Origin of the sequence: Kribbella pratensis, from assembly GCF_004365355.1 — a bacterium.
Lineage (GTDB): Bacteria > Actinomycetota > Actinomycetes > Propionibacteriales > Kribbellaceae > Kribbella.
In genome coordinates this window covers 2,448,435-2,465,727 of sequence record NZ_SODP01000001.1, presented here as the reverse complement: position 1 = coordinate 2,465,727, position 17,293 = coordinate 2,448,435, and the positions used below count along the sequence as shown (strand labels likewise).

At 68.1% G+C, this 17,293-nt stretch carries 13 protein-coding genes; 8 read left to right on the top strand and 5 right to left on the bottom strand.

Annotated features, from left to right (window positions below; all coding sequences use genetic code 11):
- Nucleotides 1-133: 133 nt before the first annotated feature.
- The 5 genes from EV653_RS11660 to EV653_RS11640 are packed head-to-tail and all read left to right on the top strand — an operon-like array spanning nt 134 to nt 10,067.
- Nucleotides 134-5,347, top strand: a complete 5,214-nt coding sequence (locus tag EV653_RS11660) for a hypothetical protein (protein WP_134101426.1) — start codon at nt 134-136, stop codon at nt 5,345-5,347.
- Nucleotides 5,344-6,615: a multicopper oxidase domain-containing protein gene (locus EV653_RS11655; RefSeq protein ID WP_134101423.1), complete on the top strand. Its 1,272-nt coding sequence runs from the start codon at nt 5,344-5,346 to the stop codon at nt 6,613-6,615. The genes EV653_RS11660 and EV653_RS11655 overlap by 4 nt, the downstream gene beginning before the upstream one ends.
- A 13-nt stretch (nt 6,616-6,628) precedes the next feature.
- Nucleotides 6,629-8,605 (top strand): multicopper oxidase domain-containing protein, encoded by a 1,977-nt coding sequence (locus tag EV653_RS11650; RefSeq protein WP_166679359.1) that lies wholly within the window; start codon nt 6,629-6,631, stop codon nt 8,603-8,605.
- Nucleotides 8,606-8,634: 29 nt separating this feature from the next.
- Nucleotides 8,635-9,588, top strand: a complete 954-nt coding sequence (locus EV653_RS11645) for a multicopper oxidase domain-containing protein (protein WP_166679358.1) — start codon at nt 8,635-8,637, stop codon at nt 9,586-9,588.
- A complete protein-coding gene (locus EV653_RS11640; protein ID WP_134101413.1) occupies nt 9,585-10,067 on the top strand; it encodes a hypothetical protein in 483 nt (160 codons plus the stop codon). Before EV653_RS11645 ends, EV653_RS11640 begins: the two co-directional genes overlap by 4 nt.
- Nucleotides 10,068-10,070: 3 nt before the next feature.
- On the opposite strand, the gene EV653_RS11635 is transcribed toward EV653_RS11640, so the two are convergent.
- Together EV653_RS11635 and EV653_RS11630 are read right to left on the bottom strand one after the other, a co-directional pair.
- Nucleotides 10,071-11,153 (bottom strand): sensor histidine kinase, encoded by a 1,083-nt coding sequence (locus EV653_RS11635; protein ID WP_166679357.1) that lies wholly within the window; start codon nt 11,151-11,153, stop codon nt 10,071-10,073.
- Entirely contained in the window at nt 11,125-11,799 is a 675-nt protein-coding gene (locus tag EV653_RS11630) for a response regulator transcription factor (protein WP_134101406.1), read from the bottom strand. Before EV653_RS11630 ends, EV653_RS11635 begins: the two co-directional genes overlap by 29 nt.
- Nucleotides 11,800-12,080: 281 nt before the next feature.
- On the opposite strand from EV653_RS11630, the gene EV653_RS11625 reads away from it, so the two are divergent.
- Nucleotides 12,081-13,427: a ferredoxin reductase family protein gene (locus EV653_RS11625; protein ID WP_166679356.1), complete on the top strand. Its 1,347-nt coding sequence runs from the start codon at nt 12,081-12,083 to the stop codon at nt 13,425-13,427.
- A gap of 154 nt (nt 13,428-13,581) precedes the next feature.
- Nucleotides 13,582-14,592 (top strand): zinc-dependent alcohol dehydrogenase family protein, encoded by a 1,011-nt coding sequence (locus tag EV653_RS11620; protein ID WP_134101400.1) that lies wholly within the window; start codon nt 13,582-13,584, stop codon nt 14,590-14,592.
- Between the two features lie 5 nt (nt 14,593-14,597).
- On the opposite strand, the gene EV653_RS11615 is transcribed toward EV653_RS11620, so the two are convergent.
- Genes EV653_RS11615 through EV653_RS11605 form a run of 3 tightly spaced genes read right to left on the bottom strand, consistent with a single transcriptional unit; the run spans nt 14,598 to nt 16,529 of the window.
- A complete protein-coding gene (locus EV653_RS11615) occupies nt 14,598-15,044 on the bottom strand; it encodes a hypothetical protein (RefSeq protein ID WP_134101397.1) in 447 nt (148 codons plus the stop codon).
- Complete coding sequence (locus tag EV653_RS11610; RefSeq protein ID WP_134101395.1) at nt 15,041-15,808, bottom strand: ABC transporter permease; 768 nt, start codon at nt 15,806-15,808, stop codon at nt 15,041-15,043. Before EV653_RS11610 ends, EV653_RS11615 begins: the two co-directional genes overlap by 4 nt.
- On the bottom strand, nt 15,801-16,529 hold the full coding sequence (locus tag EV653_RS11605) for an ABC transporter ATP-binding protein (protein WP_134101393.1): 729 nt from the start codon (nt 16,527-16,529) through the stop codon (nt 15,801-15,803). The genes EV653_RS11610 and EV653_RS11605 overlap by 8 nt, the downstream gene beginning before the upstream one ends.
- Nucleotides 16,530-16,635: 106 nt before the next feature.
- Here EV653_RS11605 and EV653_RS11600 point away from each other — a divergent pair, with 106 nt between their 5' ends.
- The gene (locus tag EV653_RS11600; RefSeq protein ID WP_134101389.1) at nt 16,636-17,292 is read left to right on the top strand and encodes a response regulator transcription factor; all 657 of its coding nucleotides are present in this window, start codon (nt 16,636-16,638) and stop codon (nt 17,290-17,292) included.
- Nucleotide 17,293 lies beyond the last annotated feature (1 nt).

Genomic DNA, 17,293 nt, shown 5'->3' with positions numbered 1-17,293 from the left:
CGAAATGACCTGCGGATGACAGAGCCGTCATGGAGCCCACGGGTCCGGCCGGAACGGCGAATGATCACCCACAGATATTCAGGCGCCAGGCGGCGACCTTTGCCGAGGTTGTGCCGCCGGGAGGGTGGTTCCGATGTCTGCAGCTCCGACGCGGTCGTTCCGCAGGGTGCAACGTACCCGGGCGGTGGTGGCCCGGGTCGCCGTGCTGGGCCTGATCGCTGCCGGCCTCGCAGGCGTGGCGATGACCAGGTCCGCGCCGAAGGCAGAGGCCGCCGCGGCCTGCCCGTCGGGCGGCTGTTCGGTCACGATCGACGCGCGCGACTTCCCGACCGGCAACCCGTTGGCGAACTTCAACTACATCGTCAACGTGGACAACACCAAGCTGCCGAGTGACCCGAAGGCGCTCAACACCGAGAGCAACAGCCCGATCATCCGGGAGGGCGACCAGACCCGGAAGACGGTCACGCTGCCGGCCGGCCGGTACCTGATCTCGGTCCGGTCGCTCGACCACAAGATGTGGGGCAAGTACATCAACCTGCCCGCCGACGCCGCCGCGGACGGATCGCTGACCGCGCGCGTCGATCTGACCGTGCAGAGCGCCGAACACCCGCTGCCGCTGGGCAAGATCCGGGTGTTCGTGTTCGACGACACCTCCTGGACCAACGGCGCGCCCGATACCGAAGAAGCCGGGCTGAGCGGTTTCCAGGTCGGCCTCGAGGAGCAGACCCACAGCGCGGTCACCGTCGACTACAACAACAACCCGTTGTGCGGCGGCCTGTGCCTGACCAACGGGGACGGCTTCAACCAGATCGACAACCTCGGGCCGGCGACGTACTACATCGACGTCCATCCGCCGGACCGGCCGTGCAACAGTGACCCGAACAGCCGCTGGTACCAGACCACCACGATCGACGGCGGTCTGCAGCTGCAGGCGCCGACCGAGGAAGGTGCCGACGGCACCGGTGCGCCCGGCGAGCAGTTGTGGGAGCCGCCGACGGCTCGAACCGCGTACTGGTTCGGGTTCGTCTGCGCGCCGCGGCCGTTCGCGACCACCGGCACCGGCGAGATCACCGGTACGGCGCGGAACTGGCAGGGCTGGCCCCCGTTCGACCAGCTGACCCTGGGCGAGCCGGTGGAGAACCCGTTCGTGGCGCTGAGCGACAGCAGCACCGACCAGACCGTGTACATCGGCCAGGGGGACGGCAACGGCAACTTCGACATCCAGAACGTGCCACCGGGCAGCTACAACCTGTCGATCTGGGACGAACAGCTGAGTTACATCATGCGGATCCTCCCGGTCGACGTGACGGCCAACCAGACCGTCGCGGTCGAAGACCCCGACCCGGTCCACCCGGACGAGCACGGCGTCGGTGTGTCCCGCTGGTTCGGCTGGCTGGACGGTCATGTCTACAAGGACCTGAACGGCAACCAGATCAGGGATCCCGGCGAGCCCGGGATCGGCAACACCGACATGGACCAGCGCTGGCGGGACGGCTCGATCAAGGAAGCCACGACCACGGACCCGAGCGGCTACTACCAGTACCCGACCGCGGAAGGCGGCCCGCTCGGCCGCTGGATCATCAACGAGCAGGGCTTCGCGCGCTTCGGCGTCAGTGGCGCCTCCCTGCACGACGAGTACGACCCGAGCGTCGTCACGCCGATCCCGACCGATCGCGGCGGCGCGCTGCTCACCAACCAGTTGCTGACCGAGGGGCACCGAGCCACGGTCGACTGGGGCAAGACCGACTACCCGGCCGGTACGCCGGGACAGATCGTCGGAATCACTTACTTCTCCACCACGCGCAACGAGTTCGACGCCAAGATGCAGGCGCACGAGGACTACGAGCCCGCGATCCCCGACGTCACGGTCTACCTCGAGACGCTCGGGGCCGACGGCCTCCCGAACACGGCCGACGACGTGATCGTGAACAAGTACGTCACCGATCACTGGGTCCAGCCCAGCGGTACGCCGCCGACCGACCCGGCGACGTACGCGGACGGCTGCGCGGTGCGCGACGCAACCGGCGCGGACATCAGCTCGCAGCTCAATCCGACCATCGGGCCGAACTGCCTCGAGGTTCCGATCACCGGCGCGCAGACCAAGGACGGCGCCTTCGACGGTGGGTACGCGTTCGCGGACTACTGCCCGAACGGCTATGACCTGACCGCCGACAACGGCACCTGCGCCGGCAACACCCAGCCGGTCGCGCTGACCGCCGGCACCTACATCACCCACGTCGTGATGCCGAAGGACTCCACCGATACGCGGGAGTGCAACCCGGCCGACGCCGCCCAGCGCGTCACCCACCTGAAGGGCACCACGATCCCCGGCGACGGCAGCGGCTGCCTGTACCGGCCGGTCCGCGAGGAGGACGTGAACGTTGATCTCGGCAACAACTTCGTCCCGGCCATCCCACCGCCACCGTGCGTCGGCGACGACCACGTGATCGACAAGTCCACGCTGACCACGCGCAGCAACTACTTCCCGGTCACCGGAGCGCACGCGCCACTGTGCGACAAGAAGCTGGTCGTGCTGCAGAACAGCCAGAACGCCAACGCCGACTTCAACCTGATGACGAACTTCCGCACCGACCCCAACGGCGTGGACGCGGCCGACACGCGGACCGGTGACGTCGCCGAGCCCGGCCGGCTGGTCGGCCAGGTGTTCAACGACATCTACTTCGAGCGCGACCCGAACTCGCCCTGGTACGGCGAACCGCGGCCGATCGGCAACATCCCGGTCGGGATCTACGCCCGCGTCGACACCGCGGGCCCCGGCGGCAACGTGAACCTGCCGTACGACGCGAACAACTGGCGGTTGCTGACCACCGTGACGACCAGCCCGGACGGCTCGTTCGAGGCTCTGGTCCCGTCGACGGAGACGCTGAACTGCCCGATCCCGCAAGGTCCGTGTCCCGGGATGTACCTGGTCAAGGTCGACGACCCCGGCTCGAAGGCCGCCCCGAACGCCGGCTACAACCCGAATTTGCTGACGGCAACGACTCCGGCCGAGGCCTGGCCCGGCTTGAGCACCCAGCTCGACCTGCCGCTGGACCCGATCTCGGGCACCGGCTGCGAGGATCCCGCCGTACCGGCGCGACCCGAGTTGCTGCAGGTGGACACCCCGGTCCGGACGGCCGGACAGGTGATGACCATCCAGGCAGACTTCATCGGCGCCCAAGGTGGTGCGACCGGCGCATCCGGCGTCCGCGCCACGCTGACCGATGACCGGACCGGCACCTCCGTGACGCTGACCCGTGCCAACGGCGGCATCGTCAGCTGGACCCCAGGGACGTCGGGGACCACTGGCGTGCCCGATCGGGTGCAGATCCGGATGCCCGCGTTCAGCGCGACCTTCCGGCCCGGCCCCAAGGAGCTGACGCTGATCACCTCCGACGCCAATGGGGGAGTGCCGACCGTCAACGGCATCACCGTCCACGTCACCGGCTCGTCCGGAGGCATCAACTACAACCCGAACGTCGTGAACGTCGCCGCCCCGACACTCGCCGGCCACGAATTGCAGACGGCTATCGACGCCGCCCCTGCTCGCAGCCTGCTGGTGCTGAAGCCCGGCACGTACAACGAGAACGTGCTGGTCTGGAAGCCGCTGAAGATCCAAGGCGTCGGCCCCGGCGGCATCATCGGCGCCCACGAGGCGCAGGCCCGTGACCCGGAGGACCCGCGGTTCCACGTCCTCGGTTCCGTGGTCGACGGCCGCTACTTCCAGCAGAACGCGACGGCGTACGACGCCACGATCGCGGCGCACGGTCCGTACGTCGACTCTGCACACCCGATACTCCGGGGCGCCGACGTCACCGTGGTAGCCCAGACCGCGACGGCGTACGACCTGACCGGGACGACGACCGCGGTGAACCAGGCCGAGTTCAACCGGTCCCGCGTGGACGGGGTCGCGCTGATGACCGGCGGCTCGGGTGAAGGTGCCGGCGGCATCCAGTTGCAGGCGTCGATCAACAACGAGCAGCTGACCAACAACGTCCTGGAGAACAACGCCGGCGTCGTTGCCGGTGGCATCGGGATCGGGCAGCCGTACGACCACGCCAGCCACAACTACCAGGTGAAGGTCGCGAACAACCGCCTGCTCGGCAACGGCGGCCTCACCCAGGCCGGTGGGCTCGGAATCTTCTACGGCTCGAACAACTACGAGGTGACCGGCAACATCGTCTGCTCGAACTTCAGCGTCAACTACGGCGCGGGCGTCTCCCACATCGGGTTGAGCCCGAACGGGAACATCCACGACAACCAGATCTACTACAACGACTCCGTCGACTCCGGCGCGGGCGTCGCGCTCGAGTCCGAACTGCCGGTCGCCGGTGGATCGCTCGGCGACGGCACCGGCGCGGTGTCGCTGGACCGGAACCTGATCCAGAGCAACTACTCCGGTGACGACGGCGGCGGTCTGTTCGTGCTCGACGCGCTGAACGCCGCGGTCAGCGTCCGCGACAACCAGATCGTCGACAACGGCTCGGCGGACATCGGCGGCGCGATGATGCTCGACGACTCGTCGAACGTGCGCATCATCAACAACACCATCGCCAACAACGTGTCCACGGCATCGTCGGAGAACTCGGCGATCGGCGTACCGCACTCGGCCGGGCTCGCTGCCGAGGGCAACGATCCGCTCTGGCAGAGCGATCCGCGGTACGTCGCGCAGTACCCGACTGCCTCGACCAGGCCGGACTTCTCCCGGCCGGTGGCCCAGTTCAACGACATCTTCTGGAACAACACCGCCTTCACCCTGGACAGCTTCGGCCCGGGCGCGGCGCTCGTGAACCAGGGCGTCATCGACTTCGAGGTGCACGGTACGACGAACAACGCCGACACGTTCGTCCCCCGGTACTCCGATCTCAGCAACGGCCAGATCCTCGGCCCGAACGGGGTCCAGCACGCGGTACCAGGTGCCCAGGGCAACATCGTGGGCTCCGACCCCGCGTTCGTCACCCCGTTCACGCTCGAGCTGACGGTGTCGGGTTCGCGGGCCGATCCGCAGACGGCAGCGGTCACGATCACCGGCGCGGATCCGCCGGTGGGTCTGACCGGGAACTACCACCTGCAGACCACCAGCCCGGTCGTGGACCGCGGTGTCCGCTGCTCGAACACCGCCTCTCCGACTCCGCTGACAGCGCTGAGCCCGTGCGCCGCGACCGCGGTCCAGGCGCCGACGCTGACACCGGCGCTGGGCGGCCTGGGTGACTACGACGGCCAGTACCGTCCGCAGCTGCGTACGCTCCGGCTCCTCACTCCGTGGGACCTCGGCGCGGACGAGCTGCCAGGCGTCCCGGTGATCCTCGCATCACCACTACCCACCACCCTCGGGAGCTCGCGATGAACTCGCAGCCGGCCGGCGTCGGACGCCGGGACTTCCTGAAGGCCACCGGCCTGGGCGCGCTGGGCGCCCTCGCCGTCGGCGGCGTCGGCGCCGGCCTGGTCCGCGGGACCGGCGCTGCCGTCGCGGCCACCACGACGCTGGCCCTCGCTGCCACGGACGGCTACGTCACCGTGCCGGGCCGGGAGGACGACCCGCTCTACATCTTCGGGTTCATCCCGGTCAGCCCGACGGCGACGGTCGATCAGCTCGTCACGCAGTACAAGGGGCATGCAAGGACCAGCGCGCCGACGCTGGACGTGAAGCAGAACGACGACATCAAGATCACCTTGACGAACCTCGGCCTGGTCCAGCGACCCGACCTGGTCGACTCGCACACCGTGCACTGGCACGGCTTCGACATCCCGTCGCCGCTCAACGACGGCGTACCCGAGGTGTCGGTCGCGGTGCCGATCGGTAAGCAGCTGACCTACTTCTACCGCCCGCACCGCGAGGGCACGTACATGTACCACTGTCACTTCGAGGACGTCGAGCACGTGCAGATGGGGATGACCGGCATCGTCTTCGTCCGTCCGCTGCAGGACGGTACGACGCTCGGCGGGTTCTCCCGGTTCGCGTACAACGACGGCGACGGGTCGACCGGCTACCACCGGCACTTCGCGATCCTGTTGAACGAGTTCTGGGCGGAGTTCCACGACGGCGACCGGGACATCCAGGAGTCGATCCCGACCGACTACGACCCGGAGTGGTTCGTACTGAACGGCCGTTGCTACCCGCAGACGACGCTGCCGAACGACGACCCGTCGCTGCCGGCCGCGTTGCGGATCGCGACGCCCAACCCGAACTACGACGGCGCCCCCGACTACAGCCTGCCGAACTCGGCGCTGGTCCAGGTCAACCCCGGCGACCGCGTCCTGTTGCGTCTGGCGAACCTGGGCTACCAGCAGCACGCGATGCAGCTGCCCGGGATCCCGATGCATGTCATCGGCCAGGATGCGTCGCTGTTGCGTACGACGGCGTACTGGACGAACACGCTCTACATCGGACCTGGCGAGGCGCGTGACGTCCTGTTCGACGCACCGGCGTACTCGGCGCTCCGGCCGTCCGGGACCGATGGCCGCGGCAACTACAACGTCTACTACTTCAAGAACCGGGACTGGCGCAGGTTGTCCAGCCTCGGTGCTCCCGGCCCGAGCGGAATGATGACCGAGGTACGGGTGTACCAGAACCCGTTGCCGGCGCAGACCGTCGTGAGTCAGACCTATGTCTGAGCAGGAGGCGACGATGAGCACATCGCAACGGATCCGCCGGTCGCTGGCCGGTCTGGCGCTCGCTGCCGGCGCACTCGTACCGCTCGCGTCGCTGGACGCGAGCGCCCAGTCGGAGGCAGTGCCGCCGACCGGCATGATCTGTTCGACCGGAACAGTGTCCGGTACGACGCGGACCTTCGACCTGGTCGCATCCGCCGGCACGATCGACACGCCGGACGGCAACAGCGTCTTCATGTGGAGCTACTCACCGGCCGGCGGTCACTTCCAGAGCCCGGGGCCGGTACTGTGCGCGACCCAGGGCCAGACCGTGGTGGTCACCCTGCACAACAATTTGCCTGAGGCAACATCCATTCTGTTCCCGGGCCAGGACGCGACGGTCGCGGCCAGCGGCGGAAGCCCCGGCCTGCTGACCACCGAGGCGGCGCCGGGCGGTGACGTCAGCTACACCTTCACGGCCGGACAGCCCGGAACGTACCTGTACGAGAGCGGATCGGACATCGCCAAGCAGGTCGAGATGGGCCTGGCCGGCGCGCTGATCGTCCGGCCGGCCCTCGGCGACGACTACGCGTACGGCGATGCGTCGACCCAGTTCGCGCCTGCCCGCGAGTACCTGTTGCTGCTCAGCGACATCGACTCCGACCTGCACCACGCGGTCGAGGTCGGCGCGACGTACGACGTCAACGCGCTGCGGAACAGGTACTTCGCGATCAACGGCCGCGAATTCCCCGACACGATCCAGGACAACGGATCCGCCCTGCTGCCGAACCAGCCGTACGGCGCCTTGGTCCGGCTCCAGCCGAACACCGCCGCGGACAATCGGCCGGCGTTGATCCGGATGATCAACGTCGGTGCGGTGAACCACCCGTTCCACCCGCACGGCAACCACACCAAGCAGATCGCCCAGGACGGCCGGCTGGTCGCGTCGACCGAGCACTTCGGCGAGACGATCGGGGCGGGCCAGACGGAGGACTTCCTGCTGCGCTGGGACGACGCCGACAACTGGAGTCCGACCGCGAACCCGCTGCCGGTCGCGCAGCCCAACTACCGCAACGTGTTCTTCAAGGACGGCAACACCTGGTACAGCGGCTCGCCGTACCTCGGCTACAAGGGCACGCTGCCGGTCGGTACGACGTCGCAGAACGCATGCGGCGAGTGGTACTTCCCGCTGCACAGCCACGCATTGAACGAATTCACCAACTACGACCAGGGCTTCGGCGGCATGGGCACCTTGCTCCGAGTCGATCCCGCCGGAGGTTGTTTCGGCTCGCCGACCACATCCTCGCTGCTCGGCGGCACGCTGAAGTCCGGGTCGGTCGCCTCGCTCGGTCAATCCGACGACGTGTACTACCAGATCAACCCCAGGACGACGACCCGTCCGACCGCGACGACAGCCGGACAGACCTCCATCACAGTCGCCTCGGCCGCCGGTTTCCCCACCACCGGCTCGTACTTCGTGCGCATCGACAACGAAGTCTTGCAGGTCACCGGCGGTCAAGGCACCACTACCTGGACGGTCGCACGCGGCCAGCTCGGCAGCTCCGCAGCCAGTCACACCAGTGGCGCGGTGGTCACCGCGCTGGCGACGGACTGGTACGGCGGGTTCGGCGGCGTACCCGCCGGAAGTACGAACCTCAAGGTGATCTACGAGGGCCGCAACTGCGGTGTCACCACCGGCACGACCTGCCCGGCGATCACGACGAACCTGCCGCAGCAGACGGTCAAGATCTGCAACTGGTCATTGGGTTGCAGTACGGCGACTTCGCCAGGCTGGACCGCGTTGACGGGCCCGCCCACCCAACCGCAAGGTGTCGGCTCGACGGACGTCAGCTCCACGTGGACGGTCCCTGGATCGCCGAGCGCTTACATCGGCACCGGTTCGTATGCCGGCCAGATCCGGGTGCTCGTCCACACCCAGCGCTACACCGCACCCGCCCCGGCCACCTTCGCCACCTGGGGTGACCTGATGAAGATCGTGTACGACGCGCCATGACCGGGCCCGATTGGCAGAGGAGAGCTGCGATGCGTACATCCGTTCACCGCGGGGCGCAGGCCCTGCTGGTGCTCGCGCTGGCCGTGTTCGGCCTGACCAGTTCGGCGTCCGCGGCGACGGTGGCCATCGAGCTGTGCGCCGTACCCGGGACGGCACCGCTCCCTGGCGGCGGTCTGGTGCCGATCTGGGGATTCGGTACGCCGACGACGCCTGGCGACTGTTCCACGGCCTCGGCAGGTCTGCCGGGACCGCAGCTGACCGCGACGGCGGGCGACGTAGTGACGATCACGGTCCGGAACGCCTTACCAGCCGGGCATACCGTGTCGTTCGAGATCCCCGGAGTGGCATTCAACCCGGGTCCGACCGACGCCGCGTCCGGAGCAGCGGTCAGCCGGACGTTCACCGCGCAGCCGGGCACCTACCTGTACCAGTCCGGCGGCGACGCCGGCCGTCAGGAGGCCATGGGACTGTCCGGGGCGTTGCTGGTCCGGACGACGACACCTAACCAGGCCTACGCCTCGGCGACAACGGCGTACGACGTGGAATCCGTGCTGGTGCTGACCGCGATCGATCCTGCCTTCAACGCGGCGCCCGAGACGTACGACCTGCACAACTACCGGGCGACGTACTGGTTGATCAACGGCAGGTCCTACCCGGATGTCCCGGCGATCACGGCGGCTACTGGTCAACGCGTGCTGTTGAGGTATCTGAATGCGGGTTATGACAACACCTCGATGACGTTGCTCGGCGCTCATGAGCAGGTCGTCGCCCGGGACGCAGGCGTGCTGACGAACCAGATCTCTGCGAGCACCGAGACGATCCCGGCCGGTGCGACCGAGGACGCGATCGTCGTCGTACCGACCGGGACTCCGCCCAGCACGCACGGCTTCGCACTGTTCAACCGTCAACTCCACGTGACCAGCGGTCCGCAGACGGGTACGTCGCCGATCGGCAACGGCATGCTGGTCTTCATCCACTCATGACGATGCGAAAGGTTCTCGGCCTGCTGACGGGCGTGGCACTCGTCGCCGGCGCGATGGCGGTCTGGTTCTTGTACAGCGCCCACAACGCACACAAGAACCAACCCGCGGCCGCGCCGGTAGCGGCGATCGCCTGGGGGCGTACGGCGGTGGACGCGGACGGACTCGCCGAGCGCAGCGGCGTACGCATCACGCAGGTCGCGCTGACCGGAGGCGGCGGCCTGCTGGACCTGAGGTTCCAGGTTCTGGATCCGAACCGCGCGAACAGTCTGCACGATGCCACGACTCCGCCGGCCGTGATCGACGAGAGCAGCGGTCTGGTGGTGCGTGACCTGCTGATGAGTCACGCGCACACCGGCAAGTACACGGCGGGGGAGACCTACTACCTGGTCTTCGAGAACCCTGGGAACTGGATCCGGCGTGGGTCGAAGGTCACCGTGTTGCTCGGCAAGGCGCAGGTCGAGCACGTCGTCGTACGGTGACGATCACCGGCTGCGCGGGATGCTCAGGACGATCGACGCGCCGCCGTCCGGACCGGTGGCGGCTGTCAGGGCGCCGCCGTGCGCTTCGGCGATAGCCCGCGCCATCGGCAGGCCGAGACCGCTGCCCATCGGCCCGTGCTCCGGGCGGCGATGCCAGAACCGGTCGAACACATACGGCAGATCTTCCGGGTCGATCCCGGGACCCGAGTCGTCGACCGTGATCGAGATGAGCCCCGGCGCCGACGTACAGCCGATCCGGATCGTGTCGCCGGACGCGGTGAAATGCACCGCGTTCTCGACGATCGCGTCGAGGGCGAGCTCGATCCAGTCGGGATCGATCCGCACCTGACCGGTCGGTCCGCAGCCGACCAGCCACACCCGGTCGGTGTTCGCCGTCCAGTTCCGCCCGAGCTCGGCGACCAGCGCGGCCACATCGGTCGGCCGGCGGTTCAGCTCCTCACCGGCGTCGAGGCGTGCCAGTGCGAGGAGCCGGTTGGAGAGCGCCGACATCCGGTCCAGCTGTCGCAGTGCCACGTCGACGTGCAGCCGTACGCCGTTCACCACCGCGGCATCACCCGCCAGTTCGAGATGGCCACGAGCGATCGTGATCGGCGTCCGGATGGCGTGCGACGTGTCGCGGAGGAACTCGCGCTCACGTTCCAGGCTGGCTCGGCGCTGGTCCGCCATCCGCTCGACCTGCCGCTGCGCCTCGGCCCGGCGACGGGCGTGCCACACCATCGCGACGAACAGCGCCGGCATCAACGGCACCTCGGCGAGCTCGGCGTTGTCGATCACCCCGCTGACGACCCGGTCGCCAAGGACCCACCCGGTCGTGCCGGTGACGGCCAGCGCGACGAGGATCGTCGGCCACATCGGCCAGACCCGGAAGCCGTAGACGATGGTGAGGCTGAGGAACAGGAAGTGGTACGGGATCGTCTCCTCGCCGGGGAGGCTGATCATCAGCACCAGCATGGCGGACATGAAGACCGCCAGCAGCCCGTCGGTGATCCACCTGCGGTTGAGCCGCAGGTCGCCCGGCAGGCTTCTGACTTCCTCGTCAGGCCGTCTGTAGCTGATAGCCGACATTGCGTACCGTCCGGATGGCGTCGCTGCGAAGCTTCGAGCGGAGCCGCCCGATGCAGACATCGACCAGGTTGGTCGAGGGATCGAAGTCGTAACCCCACACCTCGGACAGCAACTCCTGCCGCGAGCACACGGTGTCCGGATTGCGCATCAGGTGCTGCAGCAGCAGGAACTCGCGCTGCGGCAGCTCAGCGGTCCGCTCGCCGACCTGCAGGCGACGGGTCCGCGTGTCCAGCGCGATCTCGCCGACCCGTAGTACCTCCGGCAGCCACTGCAGTCCGCCGGCGACCGGTGACAGGAGTCGCGAGCGGACCCGGGCAATCAGCTCCCGGACCACGAACGGCTTGGCCAGGAAGTCGACCGCGCCCTGCTCGAGGCAGCCGACCCGCACCTGCCGGTCCTCGGTCGCGGACAGCACGAGGATCCGGGTGGATCGGTCATGCGTCAGCAACGCGGTCAGCACGGCTTGACCGTCCAGGCCCGGCATCAACAGGTCCAGGATGACCAGATCGGGCTTGGTCGTGAGGGCCAGCCGGAGACCGTCGGTCCCGTCGGTGGCCGTGGTCACGTGGAAGCCCTCGGCCTCCAGCGCACTGCGGACGAACCCGAGCAGGTCGGGTTCGTCGTCGACAACGAGAATCCTGCTCATCGAACCCCCTCGAGGCCGTACGGCCTGCCCCGGGGCACGGAATGTCCGGCGCTGCACCCCACAGCGTCCGGCTCGGGACCCCACCGATCCATGACCCAGCGTTATTCTCTTCCGTCCGGGATCTGGACGGAAGAGGTCAGAGCCGTCCCGGTGGACCGGTCCGTACCGTAATGAGCGGGGAGCTGGATGACAGTCCTGTCATGCGCGGCCGGCACTGTTTGCGCCGTCGCGTGGCGGGCGTACTTTTCCAGCGTCCCGACGGATCCTGGAAGCAAGCCACGATGTCCCGCCACCGAGTCTCAGCGCGAGTGCACGGTCCGCTGTCCCGGCTCGCCTGGTTCCTGTGGTATCTCGCCGTCCTGCTGACCCCGCTGGCGCTCACCTGGGGTGTCATCGAGCCACCGGACACCAGTCCGGGCGGGGCTCTGGAGCTCAGCGCCGGCCTGGTCGGTTTCTCGGCCCTGGTCGTGGCTGTGGCGCTGCCCGCCCGGTTGCCGTGGCTGATCGCGAGTTTCGGGATCGAGACCGTGCTCGCCGTGCACCGGCTGATCGCGCTGATCGCGGTCGCACTGGTGGTGGTGCACCTGATCGCGGTGCTGGTCGTCGATCCGCGCGGCTTGTCGATCCTCGATCTCGCGCACACGACGTGGGCCGCCCGCGCCGCTGTCACCTCGACGGTCGCACTCGGGCTGGTCGTCGTACTCGCGCTCCGGCGTCCGGGCCGTCAGCCGCGGTACGAGGGGTGGCGGCTCGTCCACAACGGGCTGGTCGCGATCGTCGTGATCACCGCCTGGCTGCACGTCTGGTGGCTCCGGCACCTGGTGTCCCATTTCGTGCTGGCCGTCTGGTTCGTGGGGTCCGGTGTGCTGCTCGCCGGGCTCGCCGCGCGACGCTGGATCTGGTTGCCGCTGCGGGCCGGGAAGTTCGCCTACATCGTGGTATCGGTGCGCGCGGTCGCCGGCGACGGCGTGACGCTCGTCATCCAGGCCGACGGCCATCCCGGCCTGCCGTTCGCGGCCGGTCAGTTCGTCTGGCTCAAGATCGGGTCGACGCCGTTCGTGTTCGAGGAGCATCCGTTCAGCATCGCTTCGACGGCTGAGCACCCGGACCGGATGGAGTTCACGATCAGGGCGCTCGGAGACTTCACCGAGCTGCTCGGCGCGCTTCGCCCCGGCCGCCGGGTCTTCCTGGACGGCCCGTACGGCGGCTTCACCATCGACGGGCTCGAGGACGCGCACGGGTTCGTGTTCATCGCCGCCGGGGTCGGCATCACGCCGCTGCTGAGCATGCTGCGGACCCTCGCGGACCAGGAGGACCGGCGGCGGATCTGGCTGATCGTCTCCGCGCGTACGCAGTACGACCTCATGCTCCTTCCGGAGGTCGCGCAGGTACAGGCGCGGCTCAACCTGAAGGTGATCCCGGTGGTCAGTTCGCCCGAACCCGGCTGGACCGGAGAGATCGGCCGGATCGGCCACAACCTCCTCACCCGCACCCTCCCTCGCCGACCCCACCGCCTCCACTACTTCCTCTGCGGCCCCGCCCCCATGGTCACCTCGGTCAGCCACGACCTGGCCGCCCTCGGCATCCCCGTCCGCCGAATCCACACCGAACGCTTCGGCGCCGTCTGACCACGAGTCGAGAGCTCGTCCGCCAGGGGAGCCGTTGGCCAGGGATGGTGCCAGGGATATCGACGGATGTGAGCAGTCGGTCGGTGGCGGACTGTCGGAGCAGGGCAGTTCAGCTGCCGTGAAACCGAACTCACTTCCGACGGAGGAAGGCAACATGAAGAGGATCGTTCTGACTGCGGTAGGCGGCGATGTCGCCGACAGCGTTTCCCTGGAAGCCGGGGCGGGGGCCTCGCCAGCAACCGGCGAGATAGTTGTAGAGATCGAGGCGGCGCCGGTCAACGGGGCGGACGTGTTGTTCGCGCTCGGCTGGTTCGGCGTCTACCCGGACGTTCCGGCGGAGATGGGCGCCGAAGGTGTCGGACGTGTCGTCGAGGTCGGCGAGCACGTGGATTCGGCACTGGTAGGGCAGCGGGTCGCGATTCTGCCGTCGTTCAGGTTCGGTACGTGGGCGACGCGGACGGTGGTGCCGGCGCGGAACGTGGTTCCGGTTCCTGAGGATGCGGACGCGCTGCAGCTGGCGATGCTGTCGGTCAATCCGGCGACGGCTTACGCGTTGTTGCACGACTACGTGGAGCTGAAGCCGGGGGACTGGGTCGGCCTGAACCTCGCGAACTCCGCGGTCGGACACTACGTGATCGCTCTCGCGCGGCGGGCGGGCTTCAAGACGCTGGCCGTCGTACGGCGTGAGGAGGCGGCCGAGCAGGTACGCCGGCTCGGCGCGGACCTCGTCGTACTCGACGGTGACGACCTCGGTCAGCGGGTCGGGCAGGCGCTGGGCGAGGCGAAGCTGCGGGTGCTGTTCGAGGGCACCGGTGATCCCGGGCAGACCGCGCAGCTCGTGAGCGCCGTGGAGGACGGAGGAACAGTCGTCGCGTTCTCGTCCGTCACCGGTCAGTCCCCGGTGGTACCGCTGGCGGATCTGATCTACCGCGGCGTCTCGTTGCGGTCGTTCTTCATCCTGAGCTGGCTGCGGAACACACCGCGCGAGCAGCTGGAGCGGGTGTACGGCGAGTTGTCGCAACTGATCGCCGAAGGCGTGATCAGCGCCGCGGTCCAAGCGACGTACCCGCTGGAGGATTACCGGAAGGCGCTGCACGACGCGCAGACGACCGGACGTACCGGCAAGGTGCTGTTCGTACCCACGACGAGCGCGTTGAGCAGGTGAGAGGGTCAGCGGGTCTTGAGGCGGGTGATGAGGGCGGCTGCGCCGAGGAGGGTTGGTACGGCGATGGCGATGGGAAGTGCTCCGCCGGTGTCCAGGGTCTGGCGCGGGGAGACGGTGATGTGGACGGGTGGGCCGGCGACGAGGGCGCCGTTCTTCGGGATGAGTACGACGTACACCGCGAAATGCCCGGGGTTGACTGCCTGGAAGTCCCAGTCCAAGGCGCTCTCACCGCCGCCCGGCACTGGTTGTGTTACGTCCTGGCTCCAGTCCTCGAGATCGACGTAGACGCCGTCAAGGCTGACCACGTTGAGATGCGCGATACCAGGGCCGGAGTTGCTGACGACCGACTCGACGGTGAGGGTCTGTCCGATCTGAGCGGTCAGCTGGTGGTGGTCCATGGCGATCGTCGGGTCGGCCAGCAGGAGGGGCGCGATCAGGCTCAGGAGGTTCATCGTGTCCCCGCAGTCAGCCGGACGAGGCGCGGAGCCGCAACGAGGAGGGCTCCGACCGCGGCCACTGCGATGACCAGCGGTGAGATCAAGTAGCCGAGGTCCTGGGTCCAGCCGCGCCGGGCGACCAGAACCTGTGACATGTAGTGCAGAGCCGATCCGATCGGATTGATCCGATTCAGTAGCTGGCCGAAACCTGTCTTCGGCAGCGCCGGAAGCTGTGTCGGCGCGAACAGGACGAGGAGCAGCAGCAACCCGCTCGCAAGGCTGGTCCTGTTGGTGTTCGACCAGCCACTGAAGATCATCCCGACACCTCCGAGACCGACGGCAACCAGCGTGCCGACGACCAACGTCAGCACGGCCGCCTGGACAGCTCCGGAAACGCCGCGCCCAAGGACCCACAGATACGGCATTGCGACGACCAGGCAGGCCAGCCAGATCGTCGCGGCGGCAGCGAGTTTGCCCATGACGATCGCGCGTCGGGGCGCCGGTGTGAGCAGGAGAGCCTCCAGTGTGCCCCGTTCGCGTTCGCCGCTGATCGTGTCGGCGCTGACTACGACAGTGAGGAGGACGCCGACAGCCAGTGCGATCTGGACCATGAGGTTGACGGCTTCGCGCTGCTCGAGGAAGTTCATCGCCTGGTTGGTGGCGGCCAGGTAGGTGATGGCGCTGAGCAAGATGCTGTACCCGAAGATCAGCACCGGGCCACGCCCACCGATCCAGAGGTCGCGGCTCTCCTGCGCAGCGACGACGTTCCAGCTAGTCATGGCTGTCCTGCCCCGTGAGATGGAGGAACGCGGAACTCAGGCTGCCGGCTCCCGCGACGATCTCGGCGATCGGGCCTGCGGCCCGGAGCTTGCCGCGGTCGAGGATGAGCAGGTTGTCGCACACCTGCTCGACCTCGGTCAGCGTGTGGGTCGAAAGCACGACGGTTGCCCCGCGCTGCCGGGCGACGTCCGAGATGGTGGCGAGGATTTCGCCCTGGCCTGCCGGGTCGAGTCCTAACGTCGGCTCGTCGAGGAACACGACCGCAGGATCGTTGACGAGCGCCCTGGCGATGCCAAGGCGCTGCTTCATCCCTCGGCTGTACGTGGCGATCCGTGCGCCGGCGCGTTCGCTCAGGCCGACATCGGCCAGTAGCCGCTCAGCAGCGGTCCGCGCATCCGGCCTGCTTCGACCGAACAGCCGCGCGGCGTACCGAAGGTACTCGGCGCCTGACTGGCGGCCCGGATAGCCGGCGCTCTCGGGCAGTACGCCGATGCGCTGCCTGATCCGGTGCGGCTGATCGCCGGGGATGCCGGCGACGGTGAACGTTCCGCCGGTCGGCTCGAGGATTGTGGTGAGCAACCGGATCGCGGTGGTCTTGCCGGCGCCGTTGGGCCCGAGGAGACCGATCACCTCGCCCGTGTCCGCCGTGAACGTGAGGCCGTCGAGCGCAATGCGTGCGCCGTAGCGCTTGCACAGACCGCTTGCCTCGATGGTGGTCATGGAACGACGGTAGGAGTGCTCGGCTGAACCCTGGCTGAACGTCACGGTCAGCGTGAATTCAGCGGGGATTCAGCGAGAATGGAGCACAGTCGCCGGGAGGTGGCAGATGCGCGCTTTGGTGGTTGAGGACGAGCTCCGCCTGGCCGCGGGTGTCCGGAACGGTCTCGAGGCCGAGGGCTATGCAGTCGACGTCGCTCTGACCGGCACGGACGGACTCTGGCTGGCCCGCGAGCAGACGTACGACGTCATGTTGCTCGACATCATGCTGCCGCAGGTCGACGGCTTCGAGATCTGCGCGACCCTGCGCAGCGAGGGCGTATGGACTCCGATCTTGATGCTCACGGCAAGAGATGCGGACGCCGACCTGGTTCAGGCGCTCGACACCGGCGCCGACGACTACCTGACGAAGCCGTTCTCGTACGACGTTCTCGTCGCTCGGCTGCGTGCACTGGTCCGGCGAGGGACCCCGGAGCGTCCGTGCGTACTCGAAGCCGGCGACCTGCGCATGGACCCGGCCGCCCGGCGGGCGTGGCGCAGAGGCACCGAGCTGATGCTCACGGCACGCGAGCTGGCACTACTGGAATTCCTGATCCGTCGACGAGGGCAGGTCGTCTCGAAGCGAACGATCCTGGATCACGTCTGGGACTACGACTTCGAAGGTGATCCGAACATCGTCGAGGTGTACATCCGCCGGTTGCGCAACAAACTCGGGAGCCACTGCATCACGACGTTGCGCGGGGCCGGCTACCGCATGAGCGAGTGAT